We start from the raw sequence: 14549 nt of genomic DNA on the forward strand, positions 1-14549 counted from the left end.
CAGTTACTTGTTTTCGTCAGGCAGTGCATACGCGACAATATAGTCGCCCATCTTCGTGCCAAACGAACCGTGACCGCCCGCAGAGATGACAACGTACTGCTTGCCATTCACTTCATAGGTCATCGGCGTGGCTTGTCCACCCGCAGGCAGACGGCCTTGCCACAGTTTCTCACCGTTGGTCATGTTGTACGCGCGCAGGTAGTTATCTGCGGTTGCCGCGATGAACAGCACGTTACCGGCGGTGGAGATTGGGCCACCCAGCATTGGCATACCCATATTAAACGGCACAGGAACCGGCATCGGGAACGGCATGCTGTCCTGCGGGGTACCAATACGTTTTTTCCACACGATCTGGTTAGTTTTCAGATCCAGACCGGAGATGTAACCCCAGGCAGGCTGTTTACACGGCAGACCAAACGGCGACAGGAACGGGTTCAGCGTTACGCCGAACGGTACGCCATACTGCGGCTGAATACCGGCTTCGGTACCGCTGCCTTTCGCGTCTTTCGGCTGCTCCATTGGGTTGCCCGGACCGCGTGGGATCAGACGGGAAACGAACGGCAGCGCCATCGGGTTAGCAATAGCGACCTGACGGTTAGGGTCAACGGAGATCCCGCCCCACTCGAACATCCCCAGGTTACCCGGGAAGACCAGCGTGCCCTGCTCAGAAGGCGGCGTGAAGATGCCTTCATAGCGCAGCTGATGGAACATCACGCGGCACACCAGCTGGTCAAACATTGTGGCACCCCACATGTCTGCCCCGCTGAGGTCTTTCTTCGGACGGAAGCTCAGATCGGAGAACGGCTGGGTTTTGCTGACGTAATCACCTTTCGCCGCACCCTGCGGAACCGGTTTTTCCGGTGCCGGCACAACCAGCTTGCCGTTGCTGCGATCCAGTACGAAGATGTTGCCGGTTTTCGCCGGAGCGTAAATCACCGGTACGGTTTTGCCGTTAACGGTAATGTCCGCCAGCGTCGGCTGGGACGGCATATCCATATCCCACAGATCGTGGTGTACGGTCTGATAGCTCCAGGCCAGCTTACCGGTGGTCGCGTTCAATGCCACGATAGCGCTGGCATAACGTTCCTGCTCCGGCGTGCGGTTACCGCCCCAGATATCTGGCGTAGTAACACCCATTGGCAGGTAGACCAGGTCCAGCTTCGCGTCATACGCTGCAGGTGCCCAGGAGTTTGGCGAGTTAAAGGTAAAGGTGTGCTCGTCCGACGGGATCGCATTCGGATCTTTCGCGCCCGGGTCGAAGGCCCACAGCAGTTTACCGGTATTCACGTCGAAACCACGGATAACGCCGGAGGTTTCACGGGTGGAGAAGTTATCCGTTACCGAACCGGCAATCACGATGGTTTTATCAGTGATGATTGGCGGCGAGGTTGGCTCGTACAGACCCGGCGTGGTGTCCGGCATATTGGTCTGCAGATTCAGGATACCTTTGTTGGCAAAGGTTTCACACAGCTTGCCCGTTTCGGCATTGATGGCGAACAGACGACCATCGTTGACCGGCAGCATAATGCGGCGCGGACAGTCGGCAACCACTTCCGGGCTCGCGTTATCGGCGCGCGCTTCGTGATAAGAGACGCCACGGCAGGTCACGTGCTGGAAGGACGGGTTGGAGTTCAGCTGCGGATCGAAGTGCCATTTCTCTTTACCGGTGGCCGCGTCGAGCGCGAACAGACGCTGGTGCGCCGTACACAGATAAAGCATATCGCCGACTTTAATTGGCGTCACTTCGTTGGTCAGTTCACCCGGATCGTTCGGCATCTTCAGGTCGCCGGTACGGAATACCCAGGCTTCTTTCAGGTTCTTAACGTTGTCCGCGTTGATCTGCTTCAGCGGAGAGTAACGCTGGCCTTCCTGGTTACGACCATAGGCAGGCCAGTCGCCGTCAGCGACCTGTGAGATCGCTGCCGCAGGCGTGGATTCTGCGTTCAGCGTACCGTTGATCTCCTGCGGGTCGTTAAAGCCAGCCCAGGTGAGGATACCGCCGCTGATCAGCAGCGCCACCACCAGCGCCGCAACGGCACCGCTGGACGGCACGATCAGGCGACGCCAGACGAACGGCAGGATCAGCCAGATACCGAAGAAGACCAGGATGTCACTGCGCGGCGTCAGCGCCCAGAAGTCAAAGCCGACTTCCCAGACGCCCCAGATCATGGTGGCAAGAAGGAGTGCGGCATACAGCCACAGTGCAGATTGTTTTCTACGCCAGAGCAGGACGGTTACGCCAAGCATAACCAGGCCCGCAATCGGGTAGTACCAGGAGCCGCCGATCGCGACCAGCCAGACGCCACCGATTAACAGGTACAGGCCGCAGAAGGCGGCGAATAGCGCTGTTAATGTCACCAGTAGACGCGGCTGTTTAGAGTTTGTTTCAGCCATAGAAAGTGTACTCGTCAGTTTTTGTTAATAATTTGCTAGCAACTAATTATAGGTATTAACAAGTGTGATCGGAATCACAATATTTGCTTTTTATAACTCATACGCCAGGGTTATCCATTTGCTGATATAATGGCTGGCTTGCGTATCAGTGCTGGATATTAACTCATCCGTATTGAGAGATTTTCATTAAAATCATTTGGTTAGTAATATGAAACATACTGTTGAAGTGATGATCCCGGAAGCCGAGATCAAAGCGCGTATCGCCGAACTGGGTCGTCAAATCACCGAACATTACAAGGACAGCGGCAGCGAAATGGTGCTGGTCGGTCTGTTGCGCGGCTCTTTCATGTTCATGGCCGACCTGTGCCGTGAAGTGCATGTGCCCCATGAGGTCGATTTTATGACCGCCTCCAGCTACGGCAGCGGCATGTCCACCACCCGTGATGTGAAAATCCTGAAAGATCTGGATGAAGATATTCGTGGTAAAGATGTGTTGATCGTTGAGGACATCATCGACTCCGGCAACACGCTGTCAAAAGTGCGCGAGATCCTGAGCCTGCGTGAGCCAAAATCGCTGGCGATTTGCACCCTGCTGGATAAACCTGATCGCCGTGAAGTGCAGGTGCCGGTAGAGTTTGTCGGTTTCTCTATTCCTGACGAATTCGTCGTCGGTTACGGCATTGACTACGCACAGCGTTATCGCCATCTGCCGTATGTTGGGAAAGTGGTATTGCTGGACGAGTAATTGCGGTTTGTTGCCCGGTGGCGCTGCGCTTACCGGGCCTACGAATGGGCACATGTAGGCCGGGTAAGGCGCAGCCGCTACCCGGCTTTATTTATGGTTTACGTGCTTAAGCTGAAGGTTGGCAATTCCCGAACGGTAACGCTGCTCCAGCGTTTCCCGGTTGGTGGCGGTCACTTCCAGGTTGCGCAGCAGACCGTCGTGAATACCGTACGCCCAGCCGTGGATCGAGACCTTCTGCCCGCGTTTCCATGCTGATTGCATGATCGTTGAGTGGCCCAGGTTATACACCTGCTCCATCACGTTGAGTTCACACAGGGTATCCATGCGACGCTCCTGCGGCATTTCGCCCAGCAGTGAGCTATGTTTGAACCAGATATCGCGGATGTGGAGCAGCCAGTTATCAATGAGCCCCAGCTCCGTGTTTTCAACCGCCGCCTGCACGCCGCCGCAGCCGTAGTGGCCGCAAATGATGATGTGCTCGACTTGCAGAACGTCAACGGCATACTGAACAACAGAAAGACAGTTGAGATCGGTGTGAATCACCAGGTTGGCAACGTTGCGGTGAACAAACAGTTCGCCGGGCTCAAGGCCGGTCAGGCGCTCCGCCGGTACGCGGCTGTCGGAGCATCCAATCCAGAGAAAGCGTGGGTTTTGCGCCTGCGCGAGTTTTCCAAAAAATCCGGGGTCTTCCTCCACCAGCATTTTTGACCATAGTGCATTGTTGCTGATGAGTGTATCTATGTTGTTCATGGAGGTTAGCGACCTGTAACCGAGTAATTGCGTTGCGCTACTATAGGGTAACCCGACTTTTAATGAAACCACACAACGTGTGTCAGAACTGAAGGTAAGTTAATTTCATGGCAATTGCACTGGAGCTTGAGCAGCTTAAAAAAACCTATCCGGGCGGCGTTCAGGCGCTGCGCGGAATAGATCTAAAAGTAGAGGCCGGTGATTTTTACGCGCTTCTGGGGCCGAACGGCGCGGGGAAATCGACCACCATTGGGATTATCAGTTCGCTGGTCAATAAAACGTCCGGCCGGGTAAGCGTCTTTGGTTATGACCTGCAAAAAGATGTGGTGAACGCCAAGCGTCAGCTGGGGCTGGTGCCGCAGGAGTTCAACTTCAATCCGTTTGAGACGGTGCAGCAGATCGTCGTTAACCAGGCGGGTTATTACGGCGTTGAGCGTAAAGAGGCCCTGGAGCGGAGCGAAAAATACCTCAAGCAGCTCGATCTGTGGGAAAAGCGTAACGAACGCGCCCGGATGTTATCCGGCGGGATGAAGCGCCGCCTGATGATTGCCCGCGCGCTGATGCACGAGCCAAAACTGCTGATTCTTGATGAGCCGACGGCGGGTGTCGATATTGAACTGCGCCGCTCCATGTGGGGCTTCCTGAAAGACCTCAACGACAAAGGCACCACCATTATTCTGACCACCCACTATCTGGAAGAGGCAGAAATGCTGTGCCGCAACATCGGCATCATTCAGCACGGCGAGCTGGTGGAAAACACCTCGATGAAGAACTTGCTCTCCAAGCTGAAATCAGAAACCTTTATTCTCGATCTGGCGGCAAAGAGCCCGCTGCCGAAGCTCGAAGGTTATCAATACCGCCTCGTCGATACCTCGACGCTGGAAGTGGAAGTGCTGCGCGAGCAGGGCATCAACAGCGTGTTTTCACAGCTGAGCGCGCAGGGTATTCAGGTCTTAAGTATGCGTAACAAAGCGAACCGACTGGAAGAGCTGTTTGTCTCTCTGGTGCAGGATAAACAAGGAGACAAGGCATGACGCATCTTTACTGGGTCGCGCTGAAAAGCATCTGGGCGAAAGAGATTAACCGCTTTATGCGCATCTGGGTGCAAACCCTGGTGCCGCCGGTCATCACGATGACGCTCTATTTCATCATCTTCGGTAACCTGATTGGTTCCCGGATTGGCGAGATGCACGGCTTTACCTATATGCAGTTTATCGTGCCGGGCCTGATTATGATGGCGGTGATCACCAACGCCTATGCCAACGTGGCGTCATCGTTCTTTAGCGCCAAGTTCCAGCGCAATATTGAAGAGCTGCTGGTCGCGCCGGTACCGACGCACGTCATTATTGCCGGTTACGTCGGCGGCGGCGTGGCGCGCGGGCTGTGCGTCGGGATCCTGGTCACGGCGATTTCGCTGTTCTTTGTCCCGTTCCAGGTGCACTCCTGGCTGTTCGTCGCGCTGACGCTGCTCCTGACGGCAATCCTCTTCTCGCTGGCCGGTTTGCTGAACGCCGTGTTTGCCAAAACGTTTGACGATATCAGCCTGATCCCGACCTTCGTGCTGACGCCGCTGACCTATCTTGGCGGGGTGTTCTACTCCCTGACGCTGCTGCCGCCGTTCTGGCAGGCGCTGTCGCACCTGAACCCGATCGTCTACATGATCAGCGGCTTCCGCTTCGGCTTCCTCGGCATCACCGATGTGCCGCTGTTTACCACGGTGGCGGTGCTGGCGGTGTTCATCATCGTCTTCTACCTGCTGTGCTGGTACCTGATCCAGCGCGGACGCGGTCTGCGCAGCTAGCCCTCAGCCCGGCGACATTCTGTTTGCCGGGCATTTTCTTTGACAGTTATCACCGTAAGCTAACCTTCACTCCGCTAAACTACTTGCCTGCTAAGGAGAGAGTTATGCTGGGATGGGTTATCACCTGCCACGATGAACGGGCGCAGGACATGCTGCTGAAGCTGGAAGCCAGGTTTGGTCCACTGCCACAGTGTCGCGCCGTCAACTACTGGCGCGGCTTGAGCACCAACATGCTTGGCCGGATGATGTGCGATGCCCTGCATGAAACCGACACCGGAGAGGGCGTCATTTTTCTTACTGATAAATCCGGCGCGGCGCCGTACCGTGCTGCGGCCCTGATGAGCCATAAGCACGACGGCTGTGAGGTGATCTCCGGTATTAGCCTTCCATTGCTTGAAATGATGTATCCCCAGCGCGAAACATTAACCAGCGCGGCGTTCCGTAACGCTATCGTCGCGCAGGGTACACCGGGCGTCAGCAGCTTGTGGCATCAGCAGCAAAAAAATCCCCCCTTTGTCCTGCTTCATGACTTGTATAAGAATTAAACATTGGTATTGATGTCGCTTTTGCTACAATGGCATAAGTATTTCCGCTTCGAATAAGACCCTCATGTTCACGCGTATTGTTTTCCTGCTATTGATGTTCGTCTCCGGCACTTCTTCTGCCAGTTTATTAAGTCAGCAAAGACTGCCTGCTCAATATATGCAAACCACCGAAGATGCGGCGATTTGGGCGCAGGTCGGCAACAGCGTCATTAACGTTGGCAACGTGCGGGCAGGGCAGATCCTCGCGGTGGTGCCTGCGGCGGCGGACTACTATGAATTTCGCTTCGGATTTGGCACGGGCTTTATCGACAAGGGGCACCTGGAGCCGGTGCAGGGCAAACAGCGCGTCGAGGATGGCCTGGGGGATTTGAATAAACCGCTGAGCAATCAAAACCTGATAACGTGGAAAGACACGCCCGTTTATAACGCCCCGAACAACGGTAGCGCACCCTTCGGCACCTTAAGCGCCAATCTTCGCTATCCGATCCTGAACAAGCTCAAAGATCGCCTCAATCAGACCTGGTTCCAGATCCGCATCGGCAACCGCCTGGCCTGGATCAGCAGCCTGGACGCGCAGGAAGATAACGGCATTCCGGTCATTACCTACCACCATATTTTGCGCGACGAAGAGAACACCCGTTTTCGCCATACCTCCACGACCACCAGCGTGCGTGCGTTCAACAACCAGATGACCTGGCTGCGCGATCAGGGCTATACCACCCTGACCCTGTATCAGCTGGAAGGGTATGTGCGCAACAAGATGAACCTGCCGGCGAAATCGGTGGTGATTACCTTCGACGATGGCCTGAAGTCCGTTAACCGCTATGCTTACCCGATCCTCAAAGCGTATGGCTTTAAGGCGACGGCGTTCATTATCTCGTCGCGCATCAAGCGCCACCCGCAAAAATGGGCGCCAAAATTCCTGCAGTTTATGAGCGTGTCGGAGCTGGAGCAGATGCATGACGTGTTCGACTATCAGTCCCACACGCACTTCCTGCACCGCGTCGACGACAACCATCAGCCCATTTTACTGAGCCGCAGCTATCACAATATTTTGTTTGATTTTAAGCGCTCGCGCCGGGACCTGGCGCAGTTTAACCCGCACGTGCTTTACCTCTCGTATCCGTTCGGCGGTTATGACGATAAGGCGATTAAAGCTGCGAATGACGCCGGGTTCCATCTGGCGGTGACGACGGTACGAGGGAAGGTCAAGCCGGGGGATAATCCATTCTTGCTGAAGCGCCTGTATATCTTAAGAACGGATTCGCTGGAGACGATGTCGCGGCTGATCAGCAATCAGCCGCAGGGATAAACATCAGGCAACCTGAACCGGAATCGCCTTTGCGGTGCGCTTCATTTCATTGTCGCCTTCGAAGTAGGCGACTTTAGGCTGCCAGCGACGCGCTTCTTCGTCAGACATCATCACGAAGCTGGCGATGATCACGATATCACCCACGTTCGCGCAGTGCGCCGCAGCGCCGTTAACGGAGATGATTTTAGAACCGCGCTCGGCGGCAATCGCGTAGGTAGAGAAGCGTTTACCGTTGTTCACGTTCCAGATATCAATCGCTTCGTTTTCGAGGATACCTGCTGCATCAAGGAAATCCTGGTCAATGGCGCAGGAGCCTTCATAGTGCAGGTCGGCCTGCGTGACTTTCACACGGTGAAGCTTACCTTGCAGCATTTTGCGAATCATTACGTTTACCTATAATTATCAGGGGTGAAAGGAACTACGCCAGCTCAACCACTTTATTGTCGATCAGACGCGCCTGACCTAGCCAGGCCGCCACCAGGATGACTGCGCGCTTGCTGTTCTGGGTTAATTCCAGCAGCGTATCAGCATCACGAATTTGTACGTCGTCAGCACGAAGCCCCTTATCGTTAAGCGCCTGCTCGGCAAGGGCGATAATTTCTTCTGCTGTTAACTCTTTTGCCAGCATCTGCTCAGCCATGGTGTTCATGACCTTGCTGAGACCCGGCGCGATTTTACGCTGTTCGGCGGTCAGGTAGCCATTACGCGAGCTGAGTGCCAGACCGTCTTTTGCGCGTACGATCGGTACGCCGACAATCTCGATATCGTAACCCATATCCGCAACCATCTTGCGGATCAGCGCCAGCTGCTGGAAATCTTTCTCGCCAAAGCAGGCAACGTCCGGCTGTACCAGGTTGAACAGCTTGCTGACGATGGTGGAAACGCCGCGGAAATGGCCCGGGCGGCTCGCACCTTCGAGCATGGTGGAAATGCCCGGGACGTCAACGTAGGTTGCCTCTTCGGTACCCTGCGGGTAAACATCCGCCGGTGCAGGTGAGAAGACGATATCCGCGTGGCGTTTTTTGAGCTTCTCGCAATCCTCCTGCAGGGTGCGCGGGTAGCGCGCCAGATCGTCTGCGCGGTCAAACTGCATGGGGTTCACGAAGATACTGACCACCACGATATCTGCCCGCGCACGGGCTTCGTCGACGAGCTTCATGTGGCCGTCATGCAGATTGCCCATGGTCGGGACCAGTGCGATACGTTTACCTTCCTGACGCGCGCGGCGGATATGCTGGCGAAGCAGCGGCAGGGTTTCAATGATTAGCACAACGAGACTCCTTAATGGAAACTGTGTTCTTCACCCGGGTAAACACCGGATTCAACGTCGGCAATATACTGCCTGACCGCAGCGCGCATGTCGCCCGCTTCGGCGAGGAAATTTTTAGCAAATTTCGGGATGTGTCCGCCGGTGATACCGAAGGCGTCGTGCATCACCAGGATCTGACCGTCGGTCACGTTGCCTGCACCAATACCAATCACCGGAATGGACAGCGCGTCGGTGATGCGTTTCGCCAGCTCAACCGGCACGCACTCCAGCACCAGCAGCTGTGCACCTGCGGCTTCCAGCGCCAGAGCATCATCCAGCAGCGTCTGGGCGGCTTCGCCGCGGCCCTGCACCTTGTAGCCGCCGAAGATATTCACGGACTGCGGCGTCAGGCCTAAATGCCCGCACACCGGCACGGCGCGCTCGGTGAGCATCTTCACCGTATCAACAAGCCAGGCACCGCCTTCAATTTTGACCATATTGGCACCGGCACGCATCACTGCCGCCGCGTTTTCGAATGCCTGTTCCGGCGTGGCATAGGCCATAAACGGCAGATCGGAAAGCAGCAGACAGGCTGGAGCGCCACGGCGCACGGCGCGGGTATGGTAAGCGATGTCCTCAACCGTCACCGGCAGGGTGGAATCATGTCCTTGTACCGTCATCCCTAACGAATCCCCGACCAGCATGACGTTGATCCCCTCTTCGGCAAACAGTTTGGCGAAGCTGTAGTCATACGCGGTGATGGTGGCGAAGCGTTTTTTTTCCTGTTTGCATTTCTGCAGTAAGGAGATGGTGGTTGGTTTCATACTGTTTCCTGATAGCCCAAAAGCGAATCTTTGCGCATTCTAACAGTAACATTCGAGGGAACAATGATTTTAGGCAATCGATTAACCACAAATATTTTATGGTTAACCAATAAAAAAACGGCTTTACCAGCGAGCGGGTTTTTCCGCACCGAGACTGTTGAGAACGGCCTTTAGCGAGAGCCCGTCAGGGAAGGTAAGGGAAGGGGCGACTTCAAACAGCGGCCAGAGCATAAACCCGCGATTTTTCATGTCGTAATGCGGAACGGTGAGACGTTCAGTGTTAATCGTCTCGTGACCAAACAGCATAATGTCGAGGTCGAGCGTGCGGGGGCCCCAGCGTTCGGCTTTGCGCACGCGGCCCTGCTGAAGCTCAATACGCTGGGTATTGTCCAGCAGCGCTTCGGGACCCAGTTCAGTCTCAAGGACCACGGCGGCGTTGAGGTAGTCTGGCTGATCCTGCGGCCCCAGCGGCGGTGTGCGGTAGAACGAGGAGACCGCCACGATCCGACTCTGTGGGATGTCGCCCAGCGCCTGTACGGCAGCCTTCACCTGCTCCAGCGGAGAGGCTAAATTGCTGCCGATGGCGATATACGCGAGGGTCATGCTGTTCCTTCACGACGCGGCGCGCGTTTGCGCGGGCGACGATGACGGCGACGCGGTTCCGGCTCTTCATCCAGCCCGGTCAGCATATCTTTCTGCTCTGGCGGGGCGGAGACCTGGAATTCAGCCCACCACTGCGCCAGACGCTGCAGCTCCTGGTTGCGTTCAATTTCCGCGCGCAGCGACAGGAGATCGAAGGCCGCGCGGAATTTAGGATGCTCCATCAGCTTCCAGGCGCGTTTGCCCTGACGACGGGACATGCGCAGCTGAAGCTGCCAGATGTCGCGCACCAGGGTGGTAATCCGTTTCGGAATGGCGAGCGTGCGGCAGCCTTCGTCCAGCACGTCGTTGGCGGCCAGCGCGAACGCATCGTAATAGGCGAGCCCGCTCTCCTGGGTAATACGCTGTGCCGTTTCCAGCAGCGGATACCAGAACATCGCGGCAAAGAGGAACGCCGGGTTCACGCGCATGTCATTGCGAATGCGGGTATCGGTATTTTTCAGCACCTGCGCAATCATCCGCTCCATTGGGCTGTCACCGTTTTCGGTAAAGTAGCGGGTAATGGTCGGGAACAGCGGCTGGAACAGGTTGTATTCGCGCAGAAGTTTGTAGGTTTCAAAACCGTGGCCGGCCTGCAGCAGCTTCAGCGCCTCTTCAAACAGGCGAGCAGGCGGCACGTCGTTAATCAGCGTCGCCAGACGCGGGATTGGCTCAGCCGTTTCCGGGCTGATGCGCATATTCAGCTTGGCGGCGAAACGCACGGCGCGCAGCATACGCACGGGATCTTCACGGTAGCGCGTTTCCGGCGTGCCAATCAGGCGGATCAGACCTTCTTTCAGGTCCTGCATACCGCCGACGTAATCGCGCACGGTGAAATCCGCGACGCTGTAATAAAGGCTGTTGATGGTGAAGTCGCGACGCTGGGCATCTTCTTCGATAGAACCGAAGATATTATCGCGCAGCAGCATACCGTTCTGGCCGCGCTGCGACGTCGTGCGATCGGACGCGCCCGCTTCGTGGTGGCCGCGGAAGGTCGCCACTTCGATGATTTCCGGCCCAAACATCACGTGAGCCAGACGGAAACGGCGGCCAACGAGGCGGCAGTTACGGAATAATTTGCGCACCTGCTCAGGCGTGGCGCTGGTCGTCACGTCGAAATCTTTGGGTTTTTTGCCCAGCAGTAAATCACGCACTCCACCGCCCACGAGATAGGCCTCGTAGCCCGCTTTATTCAGACGATAGAGCACCTTGAGGGCATTTTCACTGATATCTTTGCGGGAAATAGTGTGCTGCTCACGCGGAATAACCGACATGTGTGGCTGTGCAATAGCATCGTTCGCCATGCTCTCTTCGCGGCTTAGCACTTTACGGCAAAAATTAGCGACTCGGGTAAAAATGGTACACCTCGTAGTGTGTTTTGTTATGAAAAAAGCGGCTAATCATAGCTCAGCGCAACGCATTTGAGAATGCTGGATTTTTGGCACTGCCGCGAGCGTCCAGTTAGCAATGGCCATTTTAAGCAGTTCGTCAATACGCAGATCCTGCCATTCGTTGGTTACATTCTGGTTGAGAAATCGCAGCGCGTCGATCAAAACAGGACGCGGATCGCCGTCTGGCAGGGCCGGGGCGTGGTTCTGCTTTGACAATTTTAAGCCCTGCGCATTAACCGCCAGCGGCAGATGAATGTAATCCGGCGCCGTCCAGCCAAACTGATGATAGAGCGAGATTTGTCGCACGGTCGGCTCGACCAGATCAGCCCCGCGCACTATTTCCGTCACGCCCTGAAAATGATCGTCCACCACCACGGCCAGGTTGTAGGCGAACAGGCCATCGCGACGGTGAATAATAAAATCCTCACGCGCCAGACGTTCATCGGCATGAATTTCACCGGAGAGTAAATCGTTAAAGTGCATCACCGGGGAGTGCTGTCTGATGCGCACGGCGGCATTTTCAGGACCGTTGTTCAGCGTGCGGCAGTGGCCGTCATAAACGCCGCCTGCGCTCTGGATGCGTGCGCGGGTGCAGGTGCAGTTATAGGAAAGCCCCTGAGCGCGAAGCCAGGCCAGACGTTCCCGATAGGCCTCATGACGCTTTGACTGCCAGAGAACCTCGTCATCCCAGTGAAGACCGTAATGTTCCAGCTGACGCAGAATGGTCTCTGCTGCACCGGGAACTTCACGCGGAGGGTCAATATCTTCAATGCGGACGAGCCATTTTCCCTGTCGGGCGCGAGCCTGCAGGTAGCTGCCGAGCGCGGCAATTAATGAGCCGAAGTGTAATTCACCGGAAGGAGATGGCGCGAAGCGCCCAATATAGTGTGATTCAGACATATCAACAGTAACAAGGCGGGAGAGACTCCCGCCTTTGGAGTGTGTAAACAGCGCTGGTGTTAACCGGCCATCTGTTTTTCGCGGATTTCGGCCAGCGTTTTGCAGTCGATGCACAGATCGGCGGTTGGACGCGCTTCCAGGCGACGAATGCCAATTTCAACACCGCAGGATTCGCAGTAGCCAAAATCTTCGTCTTCGACTTTTTTCAGCGTTTTCTCGATCTTTTTGATCAGTTTGCGTTCGCGGTCACGGTTACGCAGTTCGAGGCTGAACTCTTCTTCCTGAGCGGCACGGTCTACCGGGTCCGGGAAGTTAGCAGCTTCATCCTGCATATGAGTAACGGTGCGATCGACTTCATCCCTGAGTTGATTACGCCATGCTTCAAGAATACGCTTGAAGTGCGACAGCTGGGCTTCGTTCATATACTCTTCGCCCGGTTTCTCTTGATACGGCTCCACCCCAGCGATGGCGAGAATACTCAGGGACGATGTTTTACGGTTTTGCCCTTCTTGCATGTTGCTTCTCCTTAACACGCACTATCGATCCCCGTGTTGGGGGAAAAATCAGGTCGCTATAAATAGCAGATGCTTTTCCGTATGGCAATTATCTAAACGTAACACTTGACAAGCCTGTGAGGAAAAGCGTATTTGCGCACGCGGCCAGAACACTTAATCGTCAATCGTCTAATCCCTTATAAGACAATGGGAAGAGAGGATCTCAGAGTCATATTATCGGCAGAAAGTTCCGCTTTATAAGCGAAAACCTCTACCCCCTGCTTTTGTGCCTCATTCAACAATTGCGCGTATTTAGGATCAATATGGCGGGCAGGGGAGAAACGTTCAATGGCTGAATGCAACACTGCAAACAGCAATACGGCGCGTTTGCCCGCCGCCGCAACACTCATTAGCTCTCGCAGATGCTTCTGGCCACGTAGCGTTACCGCATCCGGGAAGTAGCCATTTTCCTGTTCCGCTAACGTCACTGATTTCACTTCAATATAGCACTCCGGCCTGTCTTCCGCCTGTAACATGAAGTCAATTCTGCTGCCTTCATCGCCATATTTCACTTCGCTTTTATGCGTGCCATAACCGACCAGTTCGGGAATTACGCCATGGGTCAGCGCTTCCTTAACCAGTTGATTGGCGCGCAGGGTATTAACGCAAATAAATGCCCCGTTCTGGGTTTCGGTCATTTCCCAGGTATGGGCATATTTGCGTTTAGTATTTTCTGATGTGGAATACCAGACCCTGTCACCCGGCGTCGCGCATCCCGTCATGGCACCGGTATTGGGGCAGTGCAGGGTGAGCGGTTCGCCTTCAGGCGTGATCACATCGGCGAGGAAGCGTTTGTAGCGTTGGATAAGCGTAGCGTGCTGCAGGGGAGGACTAAACTTCATCAGAGTTCCTTTCGGTGTTGCCCAGCGTCCAGCGCTGTAGCGGCGTATAGCGGGTGCGTCCCTGGGCAAAGACGGATTCATAAAGCGCGAATGTGTTGACCGGAAAAGCCCAGTGAAAACCCGGCGGCGGGATCGCAACGGCCTGACCGGCATCGCGCAGCAGGGTGATGTGCGGATGAAACGGCTGTGGGCTTTGATAACAGCCGCTGCGCGCCGCCTGCGCGCGCAGCATGTTCGCCAGCTGTAATAATCCGCGCGGAGGCTGACGCGTCCCCAGCCAGACCACGCGTGAACGCAGCCACTGACCCGCGTCGTCGAGGTGCAGCGTAAATTCCGGCTGGACAATACGCCCGGCCATTGCGGCTAACGCCCGCTGTTTTTCGGCACTGACGTCGCCCAAAAAGGCCAGCGTCAGGTGCAGGTTAGCCGCCGCGACCGAGCGACCGGCTTCCGGCGGGAAGCGATCGGCGCGCCAGCGAACAATTTGACGCTGTAGTGTTGTGGGCAATTCAATGGCAAAAAACAGCCGTTTCGACTCAGGCATACGGAGGACTCGGTAATGATATGCGCCGATGCTACAATGTACGCCGACTAATGTTAACC

General features: G+C 55.7%; 16 protein-coding genes. 5 read left to right on the forward strand and 11 right to left on the reverse strand.

The annotated features are described in order from the left end of the window. Positions 1-3: 3 nt before the first annotated feature. The gene (locus ACMWJS_RS14360) at positions 4-2394 is read right to left on the reverse strand and encodes a glucose/quinate/shikimate family membrane-bound PQQ-dependent dehydrogenase (RefSeq protein ID WP_048225662.1); all 2391 of its coding nucleotides are present in this window, start codon (positions 2392-2394) and stop codon (positions 4-6) included. A gap of 208 nt (positions 2395-2602) precedes the next feature. Between ACMWJS_RS14360 and hpt the strand changes: the two genes are divergently transcribed. After that, the gene (hpt, locus tag ACMWJS_RS14365; protein ID WP_008501948.1) at positions 2603-3139 is read left to right on the forward strand and encodes a hypoxanthine phosphoribosyltransferase; all 537 of its coding nucleotides are present in this window, start codon (positions 2603-2605) and stop codon (positions 3137-3139) included. Positions 3140-3226: 87 nt separating this feature from the next. Here the strand turns inward: hpt and can are convergent, their stop codons facing one another. Next, the gene (can, locus tag ACMWJS_RS14370) at positions 3227-3889 is read right to left on the reverse strand and encodes a carbonate dehydratase (RefSeq protein WP_008501947.1); all 663 of its coding nucleotides are present in this window, start codon (positions 3887-3889) and stop codon (positions 3227-3229) included. A gap of 107 nt (positions 3890-3996) precedes the next feature. Here can and ACMWJS_RS14375 point away from each other — a divergent pair, with 107 nt between their 5' ends. The 4 genes from ACMWJS_RS14375 (at position 3997) to ACMWJS_RS14390 (ending at position 7547) form a co-directional block, all read left to right on the forward strand. Next, positions 3997-4923: an ABC transporter ATP-binding protein gene (locus ACMWJS_RS14375; RefSeq protein WP_008501946.1), complete on the forward strand. Its 927-nt coding sequence runs from the start codon at positions 3997-3999 to the stop codon at positions 4921-4923. After that, the gene (locus ACMWJS_RS14380) at positions 4920-5690 is read left to right on the forward strand and encodes an ABC transporter permease (protein ID WP_032675960.1); all 771 of its coding nucleotides are present in this window, start codon (positions 4920-4922) and stop codon (positions 5688-5690) included. The genes ACMWJS_RS14375 and ACMWJS_RS14380 overlap by 4 nt, the downstream gene beginning before the upstream one ends. A gap of 104 nt (positions 5691-5794) precedes the next feature. Next, entirely contained in the window at positions 5795-6235 is a 441-nt protein-coding gene (locus ACMWJS_RS14385) for a PTS sugar transporter subunit IIA (protein WP_045907814.1), read from the forward strand. A gap of 64 nt (positions 6236-6299) precedes the next feature. Next, complete coding sequence (locus ACMWJS_RS14390; RefSeq protein WP_048225666.1) at positions 6300-7547, forward strand: polysaccharide deacetylase family protein; 1248 nt, start codon at positions 6300-6302, stop codon at positions 7545-7547. Between the two features lie 3 nt (positions 7548-7550). Here the strand turns inward: ACMWJS_RS14390 and panD are convergent, their stop codons facing one another. The 9 genes from panD to thpR form a co-directional block, all read right to left on the reverse strand. After that, the gene (gene panD, locus ACMWJS_RS14395) at positions 7551-7931 is read right to left on the reverse strand and encodes an aspartate 1-decarboxylase (RefSeq protein ID WP_061708033.1); all 381 of its coding nucleotides are present in this window, start codon (positions 7929-7931) and stop codon (positions 7551-7553) included. A gap of 34 nt (positions 7932-7965) precedes the next feature. Continuing rightward, entirely contained in the window at positions 7966-8817 is an 852-nt protein-coding gene (gene panC / locus ACMWJS_RS14400) for a pantoate--beta-alanine ligase (protein WP_008501942.1), read from the reverse strand. Positions 8818-8828: 11 nt separating this feature from the next. Further along, positions 8829-9620 carry a 3-methyl-2-oxobutanoate hydroxymethyltransferase gene (gene panB, locus ACMWJS_RS14405; protein WP_262778504.1) on the reverse strand — a complete coding sequence of 264 codons (792 nt, stop codon included), beginning with the start codon at positions 9618-9620 and terminating at the stop codon, positions 8829-8831. A 123-nt stretch (positions 9621-9743) separates the two neighbouring features. Beyond that, on the reverse strand, positions 9744-10223 hold the full coding sequence (folK, locus tag ACMWJS_RS14410) for a 2-amino-4-hydroxy-6-hydroxymethyldihydropteridine diphosphokinase (RefSeq protein WP_048028475.1): 480 nt from the start codon (positions 10221-10223) through the stop codon (positions 9744-9746). Continuing rightward, positions 10220-11617 (reverse strand): polynucleotide adenylyltransferase PcnB, encoded by a 1398-nt coding sequence (gene pcnB / locus ACMWJS_RS14415; protein WP_080347332.1) that lies wholly within the window; start codon positions 11615-11617, stop codon positions 10220-10222. Before pcnB ends, folK begins: the two co-directional genes overlap by 4 nt. 42 nt (positions 11618-11659) lie before the next feature. After that, positions 11660-12550, reverse strand: a complete 891-nt coding sequence (gluQRS, locus tag ACMWJS_RS14420; RefSeq protein ID WP_069720178.1) for a tRNA glutamyl-Q(34) synthetase GluQRS — start codon at positions 12548-12550, stop codon at positions 11660-11662. A 59-nt stretch (positions 12551-12609) separates the two neighbouring features. Continuing rightward, complete coding sequence (gene dksA / locus ACMWJS_RS14425; RefSeq protein WP_001155232.1) at positions 12610-13065, reverse strand: RNA polymerase-binding protein DksA; 456 nt, start codon at positions 13063-13065, stop codon at positions 12610-12612. A gap of 176 nt (positions 13066-13241) precedes the next feature. Then, positions 13242-13946, reverse strand: a complete 705-nt coding sequence (gene sfsA / locus ACMWJS_RS14430; protein ID WP_039265695.1) for a DNA/RNA nuclease SfsA — start codon at positions 13944-13946, stop codon at positions 13242-13244. Further along, the gene (gene thpR / locus ACMWJS_RS14435) at positions 13936-14490 is read right to left on the reverse strand and encodes an RNA 2',3'-cyclic phosphodiesterase (protein ID WP_414747229.1); all 555 of its coding nucleotides are present in this window, start codon (positions 14488-14490) and stop codon (positions 13936-13938) included. Before thpR ends, sfsA begins: the two co-directional genes overlap by 11 nt. Between the last annotated feature and the right edge of the window lie 59 nt (positions 14491-14549).

Origin of the sequence: Enterobacter sp. HK-058-C-ECC (assembly GCF_047531125.1) — a bacterium.
GTDB lineage: Bacteria > Pseudomonadota > Gammaproteobacteria > Enterobacterales > Enterobacteriaceae > Enterobacter > Enterobacter quasiroggenkampii.

Excerpts from the sequence above, each read along its gene's own strand:
- ACMWJS_RS14360 (WP_048225662.1), bottom strand. The coding sequence starts at position 2,394 with ATGGCTGAAACAAACTCTAAACAGCCGCGTCTACTGGTGACATTAACA.
- hpt (WP_008501948.1), top strand. The coding sequence starts at position 2,603 with ATGAAACATACTGTTGAAGTGATGATCCCGGAAGCCGAGATCAAAGCG.
- can (WP_008501947.1), bottom strand. The coding sequence starts at position 3,889 with ATGAACAACATAGATACACTCATCAGCAACAATGCACTATGGTCAAAA.
- ACMWJS_RS14375 (WP_008501946.1), top strand. The coding sequence starts at position 3,997 with ATGGCAATTGCACTGGAGCTTGAGCAGCTTAAAAAAACCTATCCGGGC.
- ACMWJS_RS14380 (WP_032675960.1), top strand. The coding sequence starts at position 4,920 with ATGACGCATCTTTACTGGGTCGCGCTGAAAAGCATCTGGGCGAAAGAG.
- ACMWJS_RS14385 (WP_045907814.1), top strand. The coding sequence starts at position 5,795 with ATGCTGGGATGGGTTATCACCTGCCACGATGAACGGGCGCAGGACATG.
- ACMWJS_RS14390 (WP_048225666.1), top strand. The coding sequence starts at position 6,300 with ATGTTCACGCGTATTGTTTTCCTGCTATTGATGTTCGTCTCCGGCACT.
- panD (WP_061708033.1), bottom strand. The coding sequence starts at position 7,931 with ATGATTCGCAAAATGCTGCAAGGTAAGCTTCACCGTGTGAAAGTCACG.
- panB (WP_262778504.1), bottom strand. The coding sequence starts at position 9,620 with ATGAAACCAACCACCATCTCCTTACTGCAGAAATGCAAACAGGAAAAA.
- folK (WP_048028475.1), bottom strand. The coding sequence starts at position 10,223 with ATGACCCTCGCGTATATCGCCATCGGCAGCAATTTAGCCTCTCCGCTG.
- gluQRS (WP_069720178.1), bottom strand. The coding sequence starts at position 12,550 with ATGTCTGAATCACACTATATTGGGCGCTTCGCGCCATCTCCTTCCGGT.
- dksA (WP_001155232.1), bottom strand. The coding sequence starts at position 13,065 with ATGCAAGAAGGGCAAAACCGTAAAACATCGTCCCTGAGTATTCTCGCC.
- sfsA (WP_039265695.1), bottom strand. The coding sequence starts at position 13,946 with ATGAAGTTTAGTCCTCCCCTGCAGCACGCTACGCTTATCCAACGCTAC.
- thpR (WP_414747229.1), bottom strand. The coding sequence starts at position 14,490 with ATGCCTGAGTCGAAACGGCTGTTTTTTGCCATTGAATTGCCCACAACA.